Annotated in this window: 21 protein-coding genes; 11 read left to right on the plus strand and 10 right to left on the minus strand. The window is 35.9% G+C overall.

The window, feature by feature from the left end:
- The first annotated feature begins 69 nt into the window (after nt 1-69).
- The 7 genes from GM921_RS09135 to GM921_RS09165 are packed head-to-tail and all read left to right on the plus strand — an operon-like array spanning nt 70 to nt 5,459.
- Nucleotides 70-1,203: an NAD(P)/FAD-dependent oxidoreductase gene (locus tag GM921_RS09135; protein ID WP_182922345.1), complete on the plus strand. Its 1,134-nt coding sequence runs from the start codon at nt 70-72 to the stop codon at nt 1,201-1,203.
- Entirely contained in the window at nt 1,203-1,913 is a 711-nt protein-coding gene (locus GM921_RS09140; RefSeq protein ID WP_202985644.1) for a methyltransferase domain-containing protein, read from the plus strand. Before GM921_RS09135 ends, GM921_RS09140 begins: the two co-directional genes overlap by 1 nt.
- A complete protein-coding gene (locus tag GM921_RS09145) occupies nt 1,874-2,962 on the plus strand; it encodes a type III polyketide synthase (protein WP_235969811.1) in 1,089 nt (362 codons plus the stop codon). The genes GM921_RS09140 and GM921_RS09145 overlap by 40 nt, the downstream gene beginning before the upstream one ends.
- 1 nt (nt 2,963) lies before the next feature.
- A complete protein-coding gene (locus GM921_RS09150) occupies nt 2,964-3,413 on the plus strand; it encodes a 3-hydroxyacyl-ACP dehydratase FabZ family protein (RefSeq protein ID WP_182922346.1) in 450 nt (149 codons plus the stop codon).
- Nucleotides 3,403-4,680 (plus strand): beta-ketoacyl-[acyl-carrier-protein] synthase family protein, encoded by a 1,278-nt coding sequence (locus GM921_RS09155; protein ID WP_182922347.1) that lies wholly within the window; start codon nt 3,403-3,405, stop codon nt 4,678-4,680. Before GM921_RS09150 ends, GM921_RS09155 begins: the two co-directional genes overlap by 11 nt.
- A 1-nt stretch (nt 4,681) precedes the next feature.
- Nucleotides 4,682-4,933, plus strand: a complete 252-nt coding sequence (locus GM921_RS09160) for an acyl carrier protein (protein ID WP_182922348.1) — start codon at nt 4,682-4,684, stop codon at nt 4,931-4,933.
- The gene (locus tag GM921_RS09165) at nt 4,923-5,459 is read left to right on the plus strand and encodes a 4'-phosphopantetheinyl transferase family protein (protein WP_182922349.1); all 537 of its coding nucleotides are present in this window, start codon (nt 4,923-4,925) and stop codon (nt 5,457-5,459) included. Before GM921_RS09160 ends, GM921_RS09165 begins: the two co-directional genes overlap by 11 nt.
- Nucleotides 5,460-5,720: 261 nt before the next feature.
- On the opposite strand, the gene uvrA is transcribed toward GM921_RS09165, so the two are convergent.
- Together uvrA and GM921_RS09175 are read right to left on the minus strand one after the other, a co-directional pair.
- Nucleotides 5,721-8,567, minus strand: a complete 2,847-nt coding sequence (uvrA, locus tag GM921_RS09170) for an excinuclease ABC subunit UvrA (protein ID WP_182922350.1) — start codon at nt 8,565-8,567, stop codon at nt 5,721-5,723.
- A 486-nt stretch (nt 8,568-9,053) separates the two neighbouring features.
- Nucleotides 9,054-9,314 carry a hypothetical protein gene (locus tag GM921_RS09175; protein ID WP_182922351.1) on the minus strand — a complete coding sequence of 87 codons (261 nt, stop codon included), beginning with the start codon at nt 9,312-9,314 and terminating at the stop codon, nt 9,054-9,056.
- A gap of 239 nt (nt 9,315-9,553) precedes the next feature.
- Between GM921_RS09175 and fabV the strand changes: the two genes are divergently transcribed.
- Complete coding sequence (fabV, locus tag GM921_RS09180; RefSeq protein WP_182922352.1) at nt 9,554-10,762, plus strand: enoyl-ACP reductase FabV; 1,209 nt, start codon at nt 9,554-9,556, stop codon at nt 10,760-10,762.
- A 115-nt stretch (nt 10,763-10,877) separates the two neighbouring features.
- On the opposite strand, the gene GM921_RS09185 is transcribed toward fabV, so the two are convergent.
- From GM921_RS09185 to GM921_RS09195, 3 genes are read right to left on the minus strand one after another with little or no spacing between them, the layout of a single operon-like run.
- Nucleotides 10,878-11,300 carry an arsenate reductase ArsC gene (locus GM921_RS09185; RefSeq protein WP_182922353.1) on the minus strand — a complete coding sequence of 141 codons (423 nt, stop codon included), beginning with the start codon at nt 11,298-11,300 and terminating at the stop codon, nt 10,878-10,880.
- 9 nt (nt 11,301-11,309) lie between these two features.
- Nucleotides 11,310-11,777 carry a DUF6428 family protein gene (locus tag GM921_RS09190; RefSeq protein ID WP_182922354.1) on the minus strand — a complete coding sequence of 156 codons (468 nt, stop codon included), beginning with the start codon at nt 11,775-11,777 and terminating at the stop codon, nt 11,310-11,312.
- A 16-nt stretch (nt 11,778-11,793) separates the two neighbouring features.
- A complete protein-coding gene (locus GM921_RS09195) occupies nt 11,794-12,126 on the minus strand; it encodes an ArsR/SmtB family transcription factor (RefSeq protein ID WP_182922355.1) in 333 nt (110 codons plus the stop codon).
- Between the two features lie 78 nt (nt 12,127-12,204).
- Between GM921_RS09195 and GM921_RS09200 the strand changes: the two genes are divergently transcribed.
- Nucleotides 12,205-13,083 (plus strand): pirin family protein, encoded by an 879-nt coding sequence (locus tag GM921_RS09200; protein ID WP_182922356.1) that lies wholly within the window; start codon nt 12,205-12,207, stop codon nt 13,081-13,083.
- 69 nt (nt 13,084-13,152) lie between these two features.
- On the opposite strand, the gene GM921_RS09205 is transcribed toward GM921_RS09200, so the two are convergent.
- Nucleotides 13,153-14,205: a ferredoxin--NADP reductase gene (locus GM921_RS09205; protein ID WP_182922357.1), complete on the minus strand. Its 1,053-nt coding sequence runs from the start codon at nt 14,203-14,205 to the stop codon at nt 13,153-13,155.
- A 167-nt stretch (nt 14,206-14,372) separates the two neighbouring features.
- Nucleotides 14,373-15,146 (minus strand): lytic transglycosylase domain-containing protein, encoded by a 774-nt coding sequence (locus tag GM921_RS09210; protein ID WP_182922358.1) that lies wholly within the window; start codon nt 15,144-15,146, stop codon nt 14,373-14,375.
- A gap of 219 nt (nt 15,147-15,365) precedes the next feature.
- Between GM921_RS09210 and GM921_RS09215 the strand changes: the two genes are divergently transcribed.
- Together GM921_RS09215 and GM921_RS09220 are read left to right on the plus strand one after the other, a co-directional pair.
- Nucleotides 15,366-16,826: a pseudouridine synthase gene (locus GM921_RS09215; protein ID WP_182922359.1), complete on the plus strand. Its 1,461-nt coding sequence runs from the start codon at nt 15,366-15,368 to the stop codon at nt 16,824-16,826.
- Between the two features lie 135 nt (nt 16,827-16,961).
- On the plus strand, nt 16,962-18,068 hold the full coding sequence (locus tag GM921_RS09220; protein ID WP_182922360.1) for a lactonase family protein: 1,107 nt from the start codon (nt 16,962-16,964) through the stop codon (nt 18,066-18,068).
- Between the two features lies 1 nt (nt 18,069).
- Here the strand turns inward: GM921_RS09220 and bshA are convergent, their stop codons facing one another.
- The 3 genes from bshA to tilS all read right to left on the minus strand — a co-directional run bounded on the left by bshA (nt 18,070) and on the right by tilS (nt 21,149).
- Nucleotides 18,070-19,209 carry an N-acetyl-alpha-D-glucosaminyl L-malate synthase BshA gene (bshA, locus tag GM921_RS09225; protein ID WP_182922361.1) on the minus strand — a complete coding sequence of 380 codons (1,140 nt, stop codon included), beginning with the start codon at nt 19,207-19,209 and terminating at the stop codon, nt 18,070-18,072.
- Between the two features lie 123 nt (nt 19,210-19,332).
- Nucleotides 19,333-19,815 (minus strand): hypothetical protein, encoded by a 483-nt coding sequence (locus GM921_RS09230; protein WP_182922362.1) that lies wholly within the window; start codon nt 19,813-19,815, stop codon nt 19,333-19,335.
- Nucleotides 19,815-21,149, minus strand: a complete 1,335-nt coding sequence (gene tilS / locus GM921_RS09235) for a tRNA lysidine(34) synthetase TilS (RefSeq protein WP_182922363.1) — start codon at nt 21,147-21,149, stop codon at nt 19,815-19,817. The genes GM921_RS09230 and tilS overlap by 1 nt, the downstream gene beginning before the upstream one ends.
- Nucleotides 21,150-21,215: the final 66 nt, after the last annotated feature.

The following is a 21,215-nucleotide window of genomic DNA, read 5'->3' on the forward strand; positions in this document are numbered from 1 at the left end:
TTTTAGTTTCATCAATAACAAATACCTGCTTAATATGTTATATTTTTATAAATGATGTTATTTTAAATTATGCCCTTTCAATCAGATGTTTTAATAGTCGGTGGTGGACTTGCTGGTTTAACAGCAGCCCTTCACCTTTATAAAGCTGGTTTAAAAGTTATTCTAATTGAAAAAAATGCCTATCCACACCATAAAGTTTGCGGCGAGTACATTTCAAACGAAGTTCTTCCCTATTTTGAGTGGCTAAATATTGATATCAGCAAATTATACCCAACTCACATTAACCGTTTACAGCTTAGTACAATTTCGGGAAAAAGCATACATATTAATTTGCCTTTAGGTGGTTTTGGGATTAGCAGGTATGAATTCGATAATTTTCTCTATCAGCAACTGCTGGAAAAGGGAGTTGAAATCATAGAAGATACGGTAAGTAAAATCACTTTTAACAACGATATTTTCTATGTGCATAGTTTAGCAGGACAAGAATTTACGGCAAAACAAGTTATTGGTGCGTATGGCAAACGTTCTTCTATTGATATAAAATTAAATCGACCATTTATTAAAGAGAAATCGCCTTACTTAGCTATTAAAGCACATTACAAAGGCAACTTCCCAAATGATTTAGTTGCTGTACACAATTTTAAGGGAGGCTACTGTGGTGTTTCCAAAGTAGAAAATCAACATGTTAATATTTGCTACTTAGCAGATTATGCTACGTTCAAAGCACATAAAAACATAGAAACGTATCAGCAGAAAGTTTTATATCAAAATAAACACTTAGAAGAGATTTTCGAAAACAGTGAAATGCTATTCGATGATCCATTAACCATTAGTCAATTAGCGTTTGGAGCTAAAACTGCAGTTGTCGATCATATTTTACTTATTGGAGATACTGCCGGACTTATTCATCCGCTTTGCGGGAATGGGATGGCAATGGCAATTCATAGCGCTAAAATCTGTTCAGAATTGCTACTTCAATTTTTTGATGGAATTATCTCTTCAAGAATTGAACTCGAAAAAAAATATACTTCTCTATGGGATAAAGAATTTCGTTCTCGTTTAAAAATGGGAAGTATTTTATCTTCTATTTTAAGAAAAGACAAACTAACTGATGTATTATTGACAAGCGTAATAAAAGTGCCTTTCTTACTTAAGCAAATCATTAAAAAAACGCATGGAAAACCACTAATTCCTAATAAATAATGATAGATACTAGTCGTAGAAGTACTGCTCCTGAAATAATGGACGATTTTCAGTTAGAAGGTGAAATATTAAGAGATGCACTTGATAAAATTGCCAGCATTAACAGATTATTAGGCGGCAATAAAGTTACATTAGATGGTGTTAAAGCATTAATCCGCATCCAACCAAAGCACCAACTTATTCGTATTATAGATATAGGATGCGGAAATGGTGATATGTTGAGAGCTCTTGCAGATTATGGCAAAAACAACAACTTAAACTTTGAATTAATAGGGATTGATGCAAATAATTTCACGATAGAACATGCTCGAAGTTTATCGATTAAGTATCAAAATATCAGCTACGAATGCAAAGATATTTTTGAGGATTTAGCTAAAACCACAGAATGTGATATCATGTTATGCACCTTAACTTTGCATCATTTTACAGACGAAGAAATCATCACATTACTACAAAATTTTAAAGATATAGCAAAGTTAGGTATTGTGATTAATGATTTACATCGCAGTGCGATCGCCTATTATTTGTTCAATACATTGTGCTTTGTTTTCCGATTAAATGACATGTCGAGAGAAGATGGTTTAGTTTCCATCTTAAGAGGATTTAAAAAAACTGATTTACAACGATATTCAAAACAACTAAATTTAAAATTTTGTTCTATTAACTGGAAATGGGCATTCCGCTACCAATGGATAATAAAAACAGCATGAGCGTAAAAATAAAAGCAGTAAGCAAAGCCCTACCAAATTACTCGAGGCCTACAAACGAAATCATGCCTTTGTTAGACAATTGGCTAAGCGGAAAAGAGGATCGTTTTGTTAAAAAAGTTAAAAAAATATTCGAAAACGCTGCGGTTGATCGACGTTATTCTATCCTATCGCCAGAAGAAATTTTTAGTGATTCGGGGTTTGAAGAACGAAACAACATTTATTGCAGAGAAGGAATTAAATTAGGCGCAAAATGTTTGCAAACCGCATTGGAAAAAGCAAATTGGAAACCTCAAGATTTAGACTTTATCATTACCGTAAGTTGCACAGGCATTATGATTCCATCGCTTGATGCTTATTTGATTAATTTGTTAAAACTTCGACAAGATATTGTTAGACTTCCCGTAACTGAAATGGGTTGTGCTGCTGGTGTATCTGGTATGATTTACGCCAAGAACTTTTTAAAAGCAAATCCGGGTAAGCGAGCCGCAGTAATTGCAGTAGAATCTCCAACCGCAACTTTTCAATTGAACGATTTTTCGATGGCAAACATTGTAAGTGCAGCTATTTTTGGAGATGGCGCCGCTTGTGCTTTGTTAAGTTCTAATCCAGCTGATGATGGCCCAGAAATGCTAGCAGAAGAAATGTACCATTTTTACGATGCCGAAGATATGATGGGTTTTAAACTTTCCAATACAGGCTTACAAATGGTACTCGATGTAACAGTTCCAGAAACAATTACTGAACATTTCCCAACAATTATTCATCCTTTTTTAGCTAAACACGGATTAGAAATTAAAGATATTGACCATTTAATCTTCCATCCCGGAGGAAAAAAAATTGTGCAAATTGTCGAATCTCTTTTCGGAGAACTTGGAAAAAACATAGATGAAACTAAGGAAGTACTACGATTGTACGGCAATATGTCGAGCGCTACTGTGTTATATGTGCTCGAACGTTTTATGGACGCCAAGCCAAAATCAGGAGAAAAAGGTCTAATGTTAAGTTTCGGACCGGGTTTTTCAGCGCAAAGAATTATATTGCAGTGGTAATATGAATGCACAACAAATTTTAGACAAACTTCCTTACAGTAAACCATTTCTTTTTGTTGATGAACTACTACACATTGATGAAAATGGAGCAAAAGGAACCTACACGTACGCTAAAGAATTAGACTTTTACAAAGGTCATTTTAAAGATTTCCCTGTTACACCAGGTGTAATATTGACCGAAACTATGGCGCAAATTGGATTGGTTTGTTTAGGTATTTATCTTTTGGGAGATCACAATCTGCAAGCTAAAGCTACAGTAGCTTTGACATCAAGCACCATAGATTTTTTAAAGCCAGTTTTTCCAAACGAAAAAGTAACGGTAACCAGTGAAAAAGTTTACTTTCGTTTCAATAAATTAAGTTGTAACGTTAAGATGGAAAACGAGGCCGGAGAAATTGTTTGCAAAGGAAATATTGCTGGAATGATAACTGAAAAATCGCATGAACAATAGAGTTGTAATAACAGGTTTAGGAATAGTTTCGTCAAATGGCATAAACCTTACACAATTTAAAGAAGCGATAAAAAATGGTGTTTCTGGTATTCGCTATGACCAACAATTGGAAGCATTAAAATTTTCTTGTCAGATTTCTGGAAAACCTGACCTAACCGATGAAATTATTCAAGCTGCTTTTACTGAACTTGAACTCAAATCTTTAGAAAGTACGGCGATCGTGTATGGGGTTATAGCCGCATTAGAAGCTTGGAAAGATGCTGGTTTATCCATAGAAAATAATGAAGATCCTGATTGGGAAAGCGGTACGATCTTCGGAACTGGCACCTCTGGAATAGATAAAATTAGATCGTCAATTTACAAAGTTGATGACTTACAGGTTCGTAGACTGGGCAGTACTGCTGTAGCACAAACTATGGCAAGTGGCGTAAGCGCTTTTATTGGCGGGAAATTAGGATTAGGGAATCAAATAACGACTAATTCATCTGCCTGTACGACAGGAACCGAAAGTGTATTAATGGCATACGAACGCATTAAATCTGGACAAGCTACAAGAATGCTAGCAGGTAGTTCAACTGATAGCGGCCCGTACATTTGGGGAGGTTTTGATGCCATGAGGGTGTGTACCAATAAACACAATCATGAACCAGAAAAAGGAAGCCGACCTATGAGTGCATCCGCAAGTGGATTTGTTCCCTCAAGTGGTGCTGGCGCATTAGTACTTGAATCTTTAGAAAGCGCTTTAAAAAGAGGGGCTAAAATTTATGCCGAAGTTTTGGGAGGAAATGTAAATTCTGGAGGTCAACGTGGGTTAGGAACAATGACTGCTCCAAATCCAGTAGCTGTTCAAAGGTGCATTACAGATGCAATAAAAAATGCGGGTATAACATCAAAAGATATCGATGTCATTAACGGACATTTAACTGCAACCTCAAAGGATTCTTTAGAAATTGAAAACTGGTCAAAGGCACTTAACCGATCTGGCAAAGATTTCCCTTACATCAATTCCTTAAAAGGAATGATTGGCCATCCATTAAGCGCAGCTGGAAGTATGGAATGTGTTGCTTCGGTTTTGCAATTAGCTGATGATTTTATATTTCCAAACATCAATTGTGAAGATTTACATCCCGAAATAAAAAATATAATTGATCCAGATTGCATTCCCACTAAATTAATAAACAAAGAACTTACTATTTTAGCAAAAGCCAATTTTGGTTTTGGCGATGTGAATGCCTGTGTTATCTTTAAAAAATTTAAAAAACAATAAAATGCCAATAATTAACGATCTCAAAGAAATTATCACACCTTATGTGGATGATAAAACTGCACTAGAAAACATTACAGAAGACACTGATTTTTTAACAGACCTCAAAATCAATTCTGCTAACTTGGTTGATATTGTTTTAGATATTGAAGAGAAATTTGGAATAACCATCGACGATGCTTCTATGAATAAAATGCTAACTGTAAAGGCTACCATTGCTGTAATAGAAGAAAAACAAGCAGAAAATGCTGGGTAATGACATTGTAGATTTGCAAAAAGCAAGTTTAGAAAGCAATTGGCGTAGAAAAGGATATTTAGATAAACTTTTCTCCGCTCAAGAGCAACAACAAATTCTTACCTCCACTAATCCAGAAACTACACTTTGGTTATTTTGGAGTATGAAAGAAGCTGCTTATAAAATCATTAATAGAGAAACTTCTGAAAGATTTTATAGCCCAAAAAAGTTCGTTTGTATTAGTAATACGGCTGGTAACTTTGTTGATTTTGAAGGCAAAATAATACACATTAAAAGTGTAATCAATCAAAATTTCATTCACACCATTGCGTCCTCAACAAGCGAAAACCTTAGTAGCATTCAAACTACTTATCTTGAAAATACGAGTAATTACCTATCGGATTTCAACTCAACATCTCTCAATTACTCCTTAGAAAAAAACTCAAACGGAATCCCAAACCTGATAAGCAAAACTAACCGAGAAAGTCATTTAGCTTCTGTTAGCCATCATGGCAAATACCTAGCTATAGTATCGTCCGTCTTATAAGCCATCTCGTCATTGCGAGGAGAATGACGAAGCAATCTTACAACACCAGTAAAACACCAACTCGTCAAACAATCATAGTTATCTAAACGGGATTGAAGCGAAAATCCTTTTTGTCATGCTAAGCTTGTCGAAGCACAAAAAGATTGTAGCAAAAAGCCCGACTAACAATAATCGGGCTTCTGTATCTGCTTTTCTAATAATAATCTCCGCAATATAACCTATCGCTTTAAGATTGCTTCGTTCCTCGCAAAGACGATTATCCTACCCCTCCATCTCCTTCTTCAAAAACTTTCCAGTCAAACTAATCGGATTCTGAATTAACCCCTCAGGCGTACCCTCAAAAATAATCCGACCACCACCAGCACCACCTTCCTCACCCAAATCAATCACCCAATCGGCAACCTTTACCACATCTAAATTATGTTCAATCACTAAAACAGTATTCCCCTTTTCAACCAACTCGTTTAACACACCCAATAACACATTAATGTCCTCAAAGTGCAAACCAGTAGTCGGTTCATCTAAAATGTAAAAGGTCTTTCCAGTATCTTTTTTAGAAAGTTCAGTAGCCAATTTAACACGTTGCGCCTCACCACCAGATAGTGTAGTAGATGACTGACCCAGTCTGATATACCCCAAGCCAACATCATTCAACGTTTTTATTTTACGGTAAATCGCAGGCATCTGATCAAAAAAACCACAAGCCTCTTCAATGCTCATATCCAGCACATCACTAATAGATTTCCCACGATAACGAACCTCTAAAGTCTCACGATTGTATCTTCTTCCCCCACATTCCTCACATGGGACCGAAACATCTGGCAAGAAATTCATTTCAATCACCTTCATTCCCGCACCCTGACAAGTTTCACAACGACCGCCTTTTACATTAAAAGAAAAACGACCAGGTTTATAACCACGAATTTTCGCCTCTGGCAACAACACAAACAAATTTCTAATATCAGAGAAAACGCCAGTATACGTAGATGGATTTGACCTCGGTGTACGTCCAATTGGTACCTGATCTATCTCAATCACCTTATCAATTTCCTTTAAACCATTAATTTTCTCATAAGGAAGAGGATGTTTTTTCGCCCTAAAAAAGTGGTGATTTAAAATTGGATACAATGTCTCCGTAATTAAACTCGATTTCCCACTCCCCGAAACACCAGTTACCGCAATAAATTTACCCAACGGAAAATCAACCGAAACCTCTTTTAAATTATGACCAGTAGCTTTAATAATAGATAGCTTATGTCCGTTCCCTTTTCTACGCTTCTTCGGAACCTCAATTCCCTTCTTCCCATTCAAATAAGCAGCAGTTAAAGTTCCTGATTTTAAAATCTGAGCTGGCGTTCCCTGAGCAACAACCTCGCCCCCATGCACACCCGCCGCCGGACCAATATCAATCACATGGTCAGCCTCCAAAATCATCTCCTTATCATGCTCCACCACCAAAACCGTATTCCCTAAATCGCGAAGATTTTTTAACGCACCAATCAAACGCTCATTATCACGCTGATGCAAACCAATACTCGGCTCATCCAAAATGTACATCACATTCATCAACTGCGAACCAATTTGTGTAGCCAAACGAATACGTTGCGCCTCCCCACCAGAAAGCGTCCGAGCAGTTCTATCCAACGATAAATAATTTAAACCAACATCAGTTAAAAAACCAATACGAGCCCTAATCTCCTTCAAAATCTCCTTCGCAATCGTATTTTGTCTATCGTTTAAACGATTCTCAACATCCGTAAACCAAGTTTTTAAACTAAAAATATCCATTTCGGCAAGCTCAAAAATGTTCTTACCATCCACTTTAAAGTGCAAACTCTCTTTCTTTAAACGAGCACCATTACATTCCGGACAAGTTTTCAGCTTCCTAAAATTATCCATATCATCAGCCGCCGCAGTATCACTTTTTTTCTCCTCCTGCTCCTCCAACAACTTAATAATCCCATCAAAAGTGATTTGATAATTCTGCACATTCCACTTATTATACTCAACCGCAACGCTCAACAACTCATGCGTACCATTTAAAATGATATCAATATTCTCATCACCCAGTTTTTCTAGCGAAGTAGAAAGCGAGAAATTATACTTTTTAGCCAAAGCCTTCAACACCTGAAACACCCACACATCGCGGTACTCGCCCAAAGGAGCCAAACCACCATTTAAAATGCTTAGTTTCATGTTCGGCATCACCGATTCCTTATCAACCACAAAAATATAACCCAACCCATTACAACGCTCACAAGCACCATAAGGCGAATTAAACGAAAAGCTATTCGGTTGCGGTTCATCGTAAGAAATCCCCGTACTAGGGCACATTAAAAACTTACTAAAATGCGCAACATTATTATCCTTATCACTTATTTTAATAATCCCCTTACCCAAACGCATCGCAGTCTGAATACTATCTAATAATCGTTTATGATCCTTTTCATCTACAATTAAACGATCAACAACAATCTCAATATCATGAATTTTGTAGCGATCAACCTGCATTTTAGCAGTAATATCCTTAATCTCCCCATCAATACGAACCTTCACATAACCCTGCTTCCTAATCTGCTCAAACAACTCCCTATAATGCCCCTTACGCCCTTTAACCACAGGCGCCAGAATATTTACCGGCATCAAATCAAACTTTTTGTAAATATTCTTCAAAATCTGATCCTCACTCATCCGCTCCATTTTCTCCCCAGTATTGTACGAAAAAGCATCCGCAACACGAGCATACAACAAACGCATAAAATCATAAATTTCGGTAATCGTACCCACTGTCGATCTAGGATTTTTACTCGTCGTCTTTTGTTCAATCGCAATAACCGGACTCAACCCCGAAACCTTATCCACATCAGGGCGCTCCATACCCCCCATAAACTGACGAGAATACGCACTAAACGTTTCCATATAGCGCCTCTGCCCCTCCGCATAAATCGTATCAAAAGCCAACGACGACTTGCCACTACCACTCAAACCAGTAATTACAACCAGCTTATTTCGAGGGAAACTAACATCAATATTTTTAAGATTATGCACCCTAGCACCATACACCTCAACATCTTTTTGCTCACCTAGGTCAATGTTCTTTTTGCTCATAAATTTCCTTTGTTCCGTATTAAAAAACAGCCTGCAAAAATAACGATTTTTAAGCACAAAAGCTATTGATCTTCACTAGTTAAAACACAGTTTTTTGTCTAAAAAAATTTGTCATTCAGAGCGCAGCGAAGAATCTCTATGCATCCGAATCTTTTCTCGTCTTTGTGGTTAAATAAATCACCAGCTAAGATTCTCTTAGGTGTCTAAGGTGGTAAAATAAACTATTCAATCCGTGTTCATCTGTGGTAAATAAAATTCGAAAAGCCAACACAGTAACACCTATTTAAGCAAGCCCCGCTTTCCGTTACAATCTTTTTGCATCAACGTCTTCCGTCATTTCGAGCGCAGCCGAGAAACCTTTAAACAGTGCAATTCAACAACAAGATGATGCAACACAAAAAGTATTTCCACTTCAATCGGGTTTAATAAACCAAAAACAGTGCAACAAACCAACACCTGCAATTCGTCTATGGGTTAAAACGGTTATCATCCTGAGCGAGCTTGCACTGAGCGTTGCCGAAGTGAAGGATCTTTAGTAAAACATTCCGAAACTGCAACAGTCCATTCCAAAACTGCAATAATCCATTCCGATACTACAACAACCCATTCCGAAACTACAACAATCCATTCCGATACTACAACAGTACATTCCGAACTTGCAACAATCCATTCCGATACTGCAACAGTCCATTCCGAAACAGCAATAGTATATTCCGAAACTGCAATAAACCATTCTGCAAACACCAACACTACCCCCGCTTATACCACGCACTTTAATATTAATTGCTTTGGCTTCAACCAACTGATCTAATAAAACCCCAATAAACCCACCACACCCCAATGAACTAATGAACCAATAAACAACTGAACCAAATGAACTAATGAACTATATATTTGGAATGGAAAGAAATTAAGGATAGTTTTGAAGAATAGAACGCTGCCAACTTAAACCAGCGTTAATTTTTAAGTAATAGCTTTAAAAAATTATGATTATTGAACCTAGAATGCGAGGATTTATATGTTTAACCGCACACCCAAAAGGTTGTGAGCAAAACATAATTAATCAAATTAACTATATCAAATCTCAAGGCCCAATTGATGGCGCTAAAAAAGTACTCGTAATTGGTGCATCAACCGGCTTCGGTTTAGCATCCAGAATTACAAGTGCATTTGGCTCAGGTGCCTCAACAATAGGTGTCTATTTCGAGAAACCACCAAAAGAAGGCAAAACCGCATCACCAGGTTGGTACAACACCGCAGCATTCGAAACCGAAGCTAATAAAGCAGGTTTATATGCAAAAAGCATTAACGGAGATGCCTTCTCAAACGAAGTAAAACAACAAACCATCGATCTAATCAAAGCAGATTTAGGTCAAATCGATTTAATCATTTACAGCTTAGCATCGCCAGTAAGAACAAACCCAAATACAGGTATTACACATCGTTCAGTTTTAAAACCTATAGGCGGTTCATTTACCAATAAAACAGTCGATTTTCATACAGGCATAGTTTCAGATGTATCTATCGAGCCAGCTAACGAAGAAGAAATAGAAAACACAATAGCCGTAATGGGTGGCGAAGATTGGGGCATGTGGATTGATGCTTTAAAAGCAGAAAAACTATTAGCCGATGGCTTTACAACAGTTGCCTACTCTTACATCGGCCCTGCCGTAACCGAAGCAGTTTACCGCAAAGGAACAATTGGCATGGCAAAAAACCACTTAGAAGCAACTGCATTTACCATCACCGATAAACTAGCCGACCTAAAAGGAAAAGCCTACGTTTCGGTAAACAAAGCCTTAGTTACACAAGCAAGTTCAGCAATTCCTGTAATCCCTTTATACATTTCGTTATTATATAAAATAATGAAAGAAGAAGGTATTCATGAAGGTTGTATTGAGCAAATCGGCAGATTATTTAAAGATAGATTATACACCAATGGTGATGTTCCTGTAGATCAAGAAGGCCGCATCAGAATTGATGATTGGGAAATGCGTGATGATGTACAAGCTCGTGTAGCTACCCTATGGAAAGACGCTACAACAGAAAACTTACCAGCCATAGGCGATTTAGCAGGTTACAAAACAGATTTTTTAAACCTATTTGGTTTTGATGTAGCTGGCGTAAATTACCAAGCCGATGTAAACGAAATGGTAGATGTACCTGGTTTAGTAGAAGCTAAAGAAGAAGAATAACCCGTCATGCTGAATTCATTTCAGCATCTTTCCAAACATAGACTCTAAGCTGTAGCGAAGCGGAAAGCCACACAGTAAAACAAGTTCAGAGTAACGAAAAGAAAACCTCATTCAATTAATTTTGGATGAGGTTTTCTTTTATAAAGCGATGACAATAACTTTTAATTAAATCCCTAACTCTATTAAACTCCGCTACAATTTCTTCTTCAGTTCCCTTCGCCTTAGCAGGATCTGGAAAATTGTAATGAAACTTCTTCGCTTTGCTAGGAAAAAATGGACAATTCTCTTTCGCATTATCACAAACCGTGATCACATAATCGAAATCTACAGTTCTATATTCATCAATGTTATTGGAAGTATGGTTAGAAATATCAATTCCATCTGCCGCCATAGTAGCAATAGCTTTAGGATTTACACCATGCGTTTCAATTCCAGCACTGTAAATCTCAGCTTTACCCTTTGCAAAATACCTCAAATAACCTTCTGCAATTTGACTACGACAACTATTGCCAGTGCAAAGCACTAATATCTTCTTCATGCTTAACAATTAACAACAACCGCCACCTGGTGCACAAACATTTGCAGTCGGAAATTGAACCAAATTTACTTTTTGCTTTTCTGCCGGAACACCGCAGGCTTCTTTCGCTAAACAAGCCGTTCGAGTACTTGTCAATACAAAATCCTTTCCGTTAAAATTCAATCCGTATTTACCAATTGTATCATTTTGGTATTCTACTTCTATCTCCAAATCCTCCATTCCCAAAACCTTTTCAGATAGCCCAATAATGTTTAATAGTTTACCTGGTTTTAAGCGATGCTCAAAATCATTAGCATCCCACAACTGGAAATTAGCTTTCTTTTCTGTACGAACCGTTCCACCACAATCAATAAAGTGTTTGCTCACCACACCTATTTCAGTTACATGAAAATGCTCAGGTACCAAAGTCCCATCTTCCAATATAAAATTCACAGCCTCAGCTGTAGTTAGCGTAGTTTTAATTTCTGATAATTTCATTTTATAGTAATTTAAATTAACAACAGTTATTCTTTTGCACTTTAATTTTCCCAAAAACCTCCGACAGGAAATTTTGAAACTTAGCGAATGTTTCTTCATCAATACAATAACAGATCGCATTCCCTTCTATATTTCCTTTAATTAATCCAGCGTTTTTTAATTCCTTCAAATGCTGAGAAACCGTTGGTTGCGCCAATGGTAATTCATTTACAATATCTCCGCAAATACAAGTATCAACCGTCAACAAATAATCAATAATAGCAACCCTAGCGGGATGACCCAACGCCTTCATTAGTGCAGCAATTTCATTTTGCTTTTGTGTAAAGTGTTCCGTTTTAGATGCGCCCATTGTTTTATATTTTAATATTGCAATATTACGATATAGATTTATACAATCCAAATTATTATCTTTAAATAAAAAAAGAACATGTCAAATATTAAGCTCATTATTGAAGAAAGGCCAAGTGATATTGGCAATTTTATGGTTGGCAGATTGTTGCCTTTCAGAGAAAAAAGAATGGTCGGTCCCTTTTCTTTCATCGATCACATGGGTCCAACCGTAATGAGTGACCATAAAAATTTAGACATTCCACCGCATCCGCATATCGGTTTATCTACCCTCACTTACCTTTTTGAAGGTAATGTGATGCACAAAGATGGTTTAGGAACTGAAGTAGAAATTAAAGCCGGTCAAGTAAATTGGATGACAGCTGGAAAAGGGATTGTTCATTCAGAAAGAACTCCAGAATACCTTCGTCATTCTACTAAAGCCTTGCATGGTTTACAAATTTGGGTAGCCTTGCCAAAAGATTTAGAGCAAATGGAGCCCGAATTTTTTCACGCAGAGGCGGATGAAATCCCAACTTGGGAAAATAACGGAGTTCAATATAAATTAATTGCAGGTGAAGTTTTAGGACATAAATCTCCAATTCCAGTTTATAGTCCTTTGTATTTAGTAGAATTGAAAAGTACAATTCGTATAACAGTAAAAATTGGCGATGAACTTTTTGGCGAAAGTGGAATTTATATTTTAGAAGGTGCTATTGAAAACGATGGAAACACTTTCGAGCCAAAACAATTATTAGTAGCGAAAGAAAGTTCACTTTGTGAGTTTATCATGCAAGCAAATACTACCATCTACATTTTTGGTGGCGAACCTTTCCCCGAAGAACGTTTTATCTATTGGAATTTTGTAGCCTCAAGCAAAGAATTAATTGAAGAAGCTAAAACGAAATGGTTAAATCAAGAATATCCGCCAGTGCCAGGAGAAACTGATTTTGTTCCATTACCAGAGAGAAGGTTGTAATCTTACCACGTATTTATACATAGCTATTTGCTTTCTATGTTGACTATGTTTCTATGTGGTTAAAAAAACCTAATCCCAAGTTATCGTCGTTTCATTAACTGTAGGATGCCCTGTACACACCAAAACTCTGCCTTTGGCAACTTCATCATCAGTTAAAACTTCATTGTAATCCATTCTCACATTACCAGAAATACAAGTTGCTGTACACGTACTACAAACGCCACCACTACAACTATAAGGTAAATCAATTTTATTTTCGAGTGCAACTTCTAAAATCCTTTTAGGCCAAGGAACTAGCAAATGATGCATTTCTCCTTTAAAATGTAAATTAACTGAATACGTATTCTTATCAATTATTTTCTCTGTTCCATCATCTTCATCAGCCTCATCTTCTGGCAGTACAAATGTTTCTCGCTTAACTTGATTTGGTTTAAAACCTGCGCCTAACAATGTAATACGACAAACATCCATGTAATCTACTGGCCCGCAAGTATAAAACAACGCATCTTTAGCGTCAAATTCCATATTTTCTTTCACCAACTGGTTGATGAGAAAACCGTTTAATCTTGCCCTAAATAGATTTTTCGAATTACTAAACAAGTGAATAACTTTTAATCTAGCCGAATGCTCTACTTGCCATTTCGCTATTTCTTCTATAAACAAGGTGTCTTCAGCAGAGCGACTGCTGTAAATTAATACAATTTTAGAATAGATTTCGGTAACCAATGCCGTTTTCAAAATTGATAAAAGTGGTGTAATTCCAACTCCGGCAGCAAATAGAAAAACTGTTCTTTTAACTTCACCATCTGGCTGATAAATAAATTGTCCGTTTGGTTTTGCTATTTCTACTGTATCGCCAATGGCTATTTGATGATGGATAAACCTTGAAATCTCTCCATTCTCTACTAATTTAACAGCAATAGAAATTGGTTCTTCTACATCTGGCGAACTACAAAAAGAATAAGAACGTCGCAACTCTTTTCCGTTTACCTGAAAAACTAATGGCAAAAACTGACCTGCTTTGTAATTCAGCTTTTCGCCGTTTAAGGTTCCGAAATTTATAGTTAAAACTTCGGCAGCTTGTTTACTTACAGAAATAACACGGAGTTTTTGCAGCGACATGGGACTAAAATAGTAAACATTTGTCATTCAGAGCGCAGCGAAGAATCTATTTTAGCAATTTATCGAATGAGATTCTTCGCTGCGCTCTGAATGACAGTACCCATAAAAGAATCAAAAAAGCCATCCGCGTACTGCGAATGGCTTTAATAATTTTAAGTCTCGAAATCTTATTCTACTGTAGTAGGTTGAGATTCGGTATAAGCAATTAATGCTTTTTGACTTCTGTAACCATTACGAGCTGGGTTTTCAAGAATTTCTTTCATTGAAATGAGTTTGTAAACATATCCACCTGTTTCACGATTCAATTTCATTTTAAAATAATTATCTTGATTTTGCTTGTTGATTTGTCTTTTCATGTGGACATCGCCAACATTGTAAGCCGCTGCGACTAAAGTCCAGCTATCAAAAATACCATATAGCTCTTTAATATATTTACAAGCTGCGATAGTAGATTTTCTCAAGTTTTGACGTTCATCTACGTTGCCATTTACCTTTAATCCGTAAGTACGAGCAGTTCCTGGCATAAATTGCCAATAACCCGATGCGCCTTTTGGAGACGTACCGCTCTGTAAACCTGATTCTACTAAAGGCATGTATTTAAAATCGTTCGGGATGCCATAGGCTGCTAAAATCGGTTCAATAATTGGAAACCATTCTGCGGCTTTGCGGTGTAAACGATTGGTTTGCAGATTCTGGTAGGCATAAGAAGCTAAAATTCTCTTCATTTTACCGTTAATCCTTGCATCGCCCGAAGGCAAGTTTTCATCTGCAAATTCTAGTTGAGCTAATGTAAATGCTGGCTCTTCAGCTTCTTTTTTTATGGTGGTATTGTTGTCTTTCTTTAGACTTGTTTTTACTTCTGGCAGCTTATAAGCAAACACTTTTGCCATAACCAGTAATGTTAAAATTACCGTACATGGAATGAGGTGTTTCTTTATCATCTTCCTCCTTTTTTTGGTGAACAATTATATTTGTATCGGCAAAGGTACAATACATTTATCTAATTATCAAATAGTTACGTGTTTTCCTATCAAAATCAAGGTTTAAACCTACTTAAACGCAGATTTCTTTTTTGTTATTTTAGCTCAATTTTTACGAAATACATTGATACATTTTTATTAAATTTGCACCCGCATATTTTATGTGGCTAAAAGCGTATCATGATAAAAAACAATAACAGGAACAGTCGCGATGACAAGTCCAAGGCGGGCGATAGAAGTACAAGCAGAAGACCTGCAGGCACTGATAAACCCAAAAGTAGATTTAGCGACAAAGACGGAAAAGAAAGTTCTGGCTTTGACAAAAAAGACGATAAAGAAAAACGCAAACCTGGTTTTGCTACTGGCGACAGAAAGGAATATAAACCAAGAGCATCTCGCGATGGCGATTCAAAGCCATACTCATCAAGACCATCATCTGGAAAAGATTTTAAACCAAGATCAGATAGAGATGGCGCATCAAAAGACTACAAACCAAGAACACCAAGAGATGGTGATTCTAAACCATACTCACCAAGACCATCATCTGGAAAAGACTTCAAACCAAGAACAGATAGAGAAGGAGCCTCAAAAGATTTTAAACCTAAAACCGATAGTAAAGGCGGCTTTAAACCTTGGGAGAAAAAAGAAAGTGGTAATTCTGGTTACAAACCAAAAGCATATAAAGAAGGCAGTTCGAGAGATGAATCTACTGAAGGCAAACGCAGCTACGTTAAAAAAGATAATTTTATAACCGACGGCGATAAATCTAAGTTTGCAGATAGAAAAAGTGGCGCATCTAGAAGTACAGATAGTCGCCCGTACAGAAAACGCGACGAAGGAGGCTATAAAGGCAAAGAAGATCGTGGCGAACGCGTAGCACCTACAACTAGAGCGAGAAAAACTCCTGAACCAAAAGAAGATGATGGCTTAATTCGCTTAAATCGTTATATCGCTAATTCAGGTATTTGTTCTCGTCGCAAGGCGGATGAATTAATTGAAGCAGGAGTAATTTCTGTAAATGGATCTCCAGTTTCTGAATTAGGCCATAAAATTGATCCTTACAAAGACGAAGTACGTTACAATGGCGAATTACTAAAACGCGAAAAGAAAGTTTACGTTTTATTAAACAAACCTAAAGATTATATCACAACTACCGACGATCCTCAAGAGCGTAGAACGGTAATGCAATTGGTAGAAAAAGCGAGTCGTGAGCGCATTTATCCAGTTGGTCGTTTAGATAGAAATACAACAGGGTTGATTTTAATGACCAATGATGGAGAATTAGCCGATAAATTATCGCATCCAAAAAATGGTATCACTAAAATTTATCATGTAGAATTAAACAAAAGTTTAAGTCAAGGCGATTTCAATAAAATTCAATTTGGTTTAGAATTAGAAGATGGTTTAATTAAGCCAGACAATGTTTCTTATGTTGCCGGAGCTACAAAACGTGAAGTTGGTATTCAAATTCACAGTGGTAAAAACCGTATTGTGCGTAGAATATTTGAACATTTAGGATACGATGTAGTTAAACTTGACCGTGTAGTTTATGGCAACTTGACTAAAAAGGATTTGCCACGCGGCAGATGGCGTTTCTTAGAAGAACATGAATTAATTCAGATTAAACATTTGATAAAATAATATATCCGAAAAGCGGAAATTCTCAAAAGTCGTTAGTTAGTACTAGCGACTTTTGTGTTTTTAGCTAAATCGAAAATCTTGTTTTGCATATTTTTTTCTTTGCGTACTTTGCACTAAAATTGAAATCCATTTACCATGAAAAAATATTTCTTCATTTTATTAGCTGTTTTTCTAACTTTTCAAGCTCAAGCACAAAACTATAATTTGCTAATTGGAACATATACCAATAAAGGCAATAGCGAAGGGATTTACGTTTATAATTATAATAGCCAAACAGCAGAAACCAACTTAAAAAGTATTGCTAAAAACGTTATTAATCCGAGTTATTTAGCTGTTAGCAATAATAAAAAATTCGTTTATAGTGTAAATGAAGATGGTAAAAATAGCGCCGTAAGTGCTTTTAGTTTTAATTCACAAAGTGGAGATTTATCTTTTCTTAATAAAAAATCTTCCGAAGGTGCTGATCCATGTTTTATTTCTCTTGATGATAGAAATGTGATTTTGGCAAACTATAGTGGAGGTACAATTTCAGTTTTTGGCCGCAATGCGGATGGATCTTTAACTGATGCCAAACAAATCATTCAGCATACTGGCAAAAGCATAGATCCTAAAAAAAGACAAGAAAGTGCTCATGTACATCAGGTTCAATTTACACCAGATCATAACTATTTAATATGTAATGATTTAGGTGAAGATCTTATTTACATTTATAACTACAACTCTGCAAGTCCTGATAAGATATTAACCATAAAAACTGTCATTAAAACAAACGCAGGTACTGGTTCAAGACATTTAACTTTTAGTCCGAATGAGAAATTTGCGTATTTGACCCATGAGTTTAATGGAAGTATTACTGCATTTAATTATTTCAATGGAAGTTTGAAGAAAATTCAAGAAATCGCTACTTCTCCAAAAGATTTTACTGGAAAAATAGATGGAGCAGATATTCATGTATCTCCCGATGGGAAGTTTTTATATGAAACAAATCGTGGTGATGCAAATACAATTTCTGTATTTGCTATTCTTCCCACTGGGATGTTAAAATTTGTAGAACGAGTAAGCACGTTGGGCAAAGGTCCTAGAAATTTCGCAATAGATCCAAGCGGAAATCATGTGTTAGTGGCACATCAATATACCAATGATGTTGTAATTTTTAATCGGAATAAAATTACTGGAAAACTAAAAGATAGCGGCAAAAGAATTAATGTGGGTGTACCAGTTTGTCTGATTTTTAGTAAATAGATTAATTCGCTACTAAAGATTTTTCTATAACCTCTTTATAGTAATCAATGTACATTGGCAATATCTTCTTTAAATCAAAATCTTGAGCTCTTTTTAACGCGTTTTCTTTAAAATAGTTCAACGTATCTTCATTGCTTAAAATAGTGATTGCTTTATTCGCCATATCCTCAATATCGCCTACTTCGCACATGTAACCACAATAATCGTCGATATTTAACTCTGGCAAACCGCCAGCGTTAGATGTAATTACTGGAACTTTGCAAGCCATAGCTTCTAAAGCTGCCAAACCAAAACTTTCAGATTCTGATGGCATAATAAACAAATCTGAAACCGATAAAATTTCCTCAACAGCATCTTGTTTACCTAAAAACCGAACATTATCACAAATACCTAGTTCTCTACATAATTGTTCATTTGCAGTACGTTCAGGTCCATCTCCTACCATTAGTAATTTAGAAGGAATTCTCTCCTGGACTTTTTGAAACATCTTAATCACATCCTCAGTACGTTTTACTTTTCTAAAATTAGAAGTATGAATTAAAATACGTTCGTTATTTGGAGCGATTGCTTTTTTGAAATGATCTTTAGGTTTTAAACTAAATCGGTTAAAATCTATAAAATTCGGAATTACCTTAATGTCTTTCTCAATTTCGAAGTGTTTGTAGGTATCTTCTTTTAAATCTTGAGAAACTGTAGTTACACCATCACTTTGATTGATAGAAAAAGTTACCACAGGTTTATATGTTGCGTCTTTACCTACCAAGGTGATATCTGTACCATGTAACGTGGTTACAAACGGAATATTAATACCGAAAGTTGCTAAAATCTGTTTAGCCATAAATGCCGCCGAAGCATGAGGAATGGCATAATGCACGTGTAAAATATCCAATTGCTCAAAGCGAACAACATCTACCAATTTACTTGCTAAAGCAGATTCGTAAGGAGCATAATCAAATAATGGATAATCTCTTACCGAAACTTCGTGGTAAAACAAATTGGCCGAGAAAAAATCTAGTCGAGCTGGTTGGCTATACGTGATAAAATGAACCTGATGGCCTTCATTCGCCAAAGCTTTACCTAATTCGGTAGCAACAACACCGCTTCCACCAAATGTAGGGTAACAAACAATTCCTATTTTCATCAATAATTTTATAAAATGTAAACCGTAAGTTTTACAAAAGCAAATTAACCTATATCTTATTTAATTTGTGTTATCTATTGGTAATAAAATTGATGTTGAATAAAATGATGTAGGGAAAGAAAATTAATTTCTCATTTCTTCTTGAATCACCAAATACATTTCGTTAGGACGTTGAGTGCCAATAAAATATTCTAACCCATCTCTATCGGTTAAAACAATGGCATCTTTACCTGATGAATAAAAGCGAATGCTTCCTTTTTTATGTAAATTATACACCGGATTATTGAACATAAAGTTGCTATACGTCGCTTTGCGCACTTTTATAATACTGTTCAAATCTATTTTTACTTTCTTAGCTGTCCACAACCCATCAATTACTACACTTTTATTTTCAATGCGTATTTTATATTGAATAAGAAACAAAAGGATAATAGAAACGCCAATAATTCCGAAACCAACTACCAAAAAAAGGTCTACAGTATTATCCCGATCACGCTCATACACATAGGCGCCAAAACAAAAAGCTGCCATTACGAGCCTAATACAGATTCGGATATAATCGCGGCCGATGTACTGTTTTTCGATATAGATATTTTTATGATCCATTATACATTTAACAATTCGAATATAGCAACTTTTTTTGTTGTTGCATTCACTTTATATCTATTGTCTTGCCGTAAACCTGCAACCCAAATTATTTCTCCATTCCCATTAATTAGTAGCGGAATTTTTTCTTTTTGTGGCAATGGTACTTTATTATCAATTAAAAAATCGCTTAACTTTTTATATTGTTTCATCCCTAATGGCATAAATCGATCTCCATCTTGTTTAAAACGAATAATAAGCGGATATATCAACTTATCTGCATCTATAAACGCTTTATTTCGATTATCCTCTACTGCGTTTGAAGTAGTGTAAGCAATTAAAACTTGCTGATTTTCTATTAAAATTCGTTCATCTTTTGGGTGAATAAAATGATTTGCATGCGTTTGTTCTCTAGGCAAAGCCGATATCATTACATCATTACGATTAATAGTTGCACGATGGGTGTGGCTATAAAATGATGTCCCACTTTGTTTTGTTAACGATTCTAAAATTTCATCAACTACGCCATCGGTAAAATGATAAGGTTTTAACAACTCGAAAAAGATTAATTTTTGAGGTTTTAGCGCATTAATTTTCTCAATTGAAAAATAAACTACACCATCAATTTCTCTTGCAATTTCTTTACGAGTTTGCACAATTACACCTTGTAAAACTTCTTCAGTTTCTGCAAAGCGAGCTATATTTTGGGCAAAAGTGTGTTCTAAATTTGGGTTAATTTCCCGCAGTTGCGGAATAACGGTTAAGCGTATTTTATTGCGAGCATATTTTGTGCTTTCGTTTGAGCTATCTTCAACAAAGTTGATGTCGTTTTCTTTTATCAACTCATCAATTTGTTGTCGCGATAAAAACAATAATGGCCTTATTAATTTATCCCTTTTGGGTAAAATACCATGCATGCCACTTATGCCTGTGCCACGTGTTAAATTAAGCAATAATGTTTCGATGGAATCATTTTGGTGATGCGCTAAAGCAATAAAATCATAGTTGTTTTCTTGTCTAATAGTTTCAAACCATTGATAACGCAAATCTCTAGCAGCCATCTGAATTGATATTTGATGTTCATTGGCATAGGTTTTCGCATCAAAATGTACTACATGAAAAGGTATTTCTAAAGTTGTTGCTAAGAGTTTTACAAAAGCCTCATCACGTTGAGATTCATCTCCCCGCAAATTAAAATTACAATGCGCTATACTAAATTGAAAACCAGCGAGTTTAAATAGCTGAACCATCAAAACCGAATCCTTACCGCCACTTACCGCCAACAAGATTTTATCTTGTGCAGAGAAAAGGGCATTTTTTTTGATGTAATTTGTAAACTGCTGTAGCGGTAACATGTTTCAAAAATATTTAATTTAACCGTGATAAGCTTACAACATTAAAAAAAAATAAAACATAACTTT

Source organism: Pedobacter planticolens (assembly GCF_014172375.1).
GTDB classification, from domain to species: domain Bacteria; phylum Bacteroidota; class Bacteroidia; order Sphingobacteriales; family Sphingobacteriaceae; genus Pedobacter; species Pedobacter planticolens.

Bases quoted from the DNA above. Each gene is read 5' to 3' on its own strand.
- GM921_RS09160 (WP_182922348.1), top strand. From the start codon at position 4,682: ATGCCAATAATTAACGATCTCAAAGAAATTATCACACCTTATGTGGAT.
- GM921_RS09190 (WP_182922354.1), bottom strand. From the start codon at position 11,777: ATGAAATTATCAGAAATTAAAACTACGCTAACTACAGCTGAGGCTGTG.
- GM921_RS09150 (WP_182922346.1), top strand. From the start codon at position 2,964: ATGAATGCACAACAAATTTTAGACAAACTTCCTTACAGTAAACCATTT.
- GM921_RS09230 (WP_182922362.1), bottom strand. From the start codon at position 19,815: ATGGATCATAAAAATATCTATATCGAAAAACAGTACATCGGCCGCGAT.
- GM921_RS09200 (WP_182922356.1), top strand. From the start codon at position 12,205: ATGTCAAATATTAAGCTCATTATTGAAGAAAGGCCAAGTGATATTGGC.
- GM921_RS09205 (WP_182922357.1), bottom strand. From the start codon at position 14,205: ATGTCGCTGCAAAAACTCCGTGTTATTTCTGTAAGTAAACAAGCTGCC.
- GM921_RS09210 (WP_182922358.1), bottom strand. From the start codon at position 15,146: ATGATAAAGAAACACCTCATTCCATGTACGGTAATTTTAACATTACTG.
- uvrA (WP_182922350.1), bottom strand. From the start codon at position 8,567: ATGAGCAAAAAGAACATTGACCTAGGTGAGCAAAAAGATGTTGAGGTG.
- fabV (WP_182922352.1), top strand. From the start codon at position 9,554: ATGATTATTGAACCTAGAATGCGAGGATTTATATGTTTAACCGCACAC.
- GM921_RS09145 (WP_235969811.1), top strand. From the start codon at position 1,874: ATGGGCATTCCGCTACCAATGGATAATAAAAACAGCATGAGCGTAAAA.
- GM921_RS09220 (WP_182922360.1), top strand. From the start codon at position 16,962: ATGAAAAAATATTTCTTCATTTTATTAGCTGTTTTTCTAACTTTTCAA.
- bshA (WP_182922361.1), bottom strand. From the start codon at position 19,209: ATGAAAATAGGAATTGTTTGTTACCCTACATTTGGTGGAAGCGGTGTT.
- GM921_RS09140 (WP_202985644.1), top strand. From the start codon at position 1,203: ATGATAGATACTAGTCGTAGAAGTACTGCTCCTGAAATAATGGACGAT.
- GM921_RS09185 (WP_182922353.1), bottom strand. From the start codon at position 11,300: ATGAAGAAGATATTAGTGCTTTGCACTGGCAATAGTTGTCGTAGTCAA.
- GM921_RS09135 (WP_182922345.1), top strand. From the start codon at position 70: ATGCCCTTTCAATCAGATGTTTTAATAGTCGGTGGTGGACTTGCTGGT.
- GM921_RS09155 (WP_182922347.1), top strand. From the start codon at position 3,403: ATGAACAATAGAGTTGTAATAACAGGTTTAGGAATAGTTTCGTCAAAT.
- GM921_RS09165 (WP_182922349.1), top strand. From the start codon at position 4,923: ATGCTGGGTAATGACATTGTAGATTTGCAAAAAGCAAGTTTAGAAAGC.
- GM921_RS09215 (WP_182922359.1), top strand. From the start codon at position 15,366: ATGATAAAAAACAATAACAGGAACAGTCGCGATGACAAGTCCAAGGCG.
- GM921_RS09195 (WP_182922355.1), bottom strand. From the start codon at position 12,126: ATGGGCGCATCTAAAACGGAACACTTTACACAAAAGCAAAATGAAATT.
- tilS (WP_182922363.1), bottom strand. From the start codon at position 21,149: ATGTTACCGCTACAGCAGTTTACAAATTACATCAAAAAAAATGCCCTT.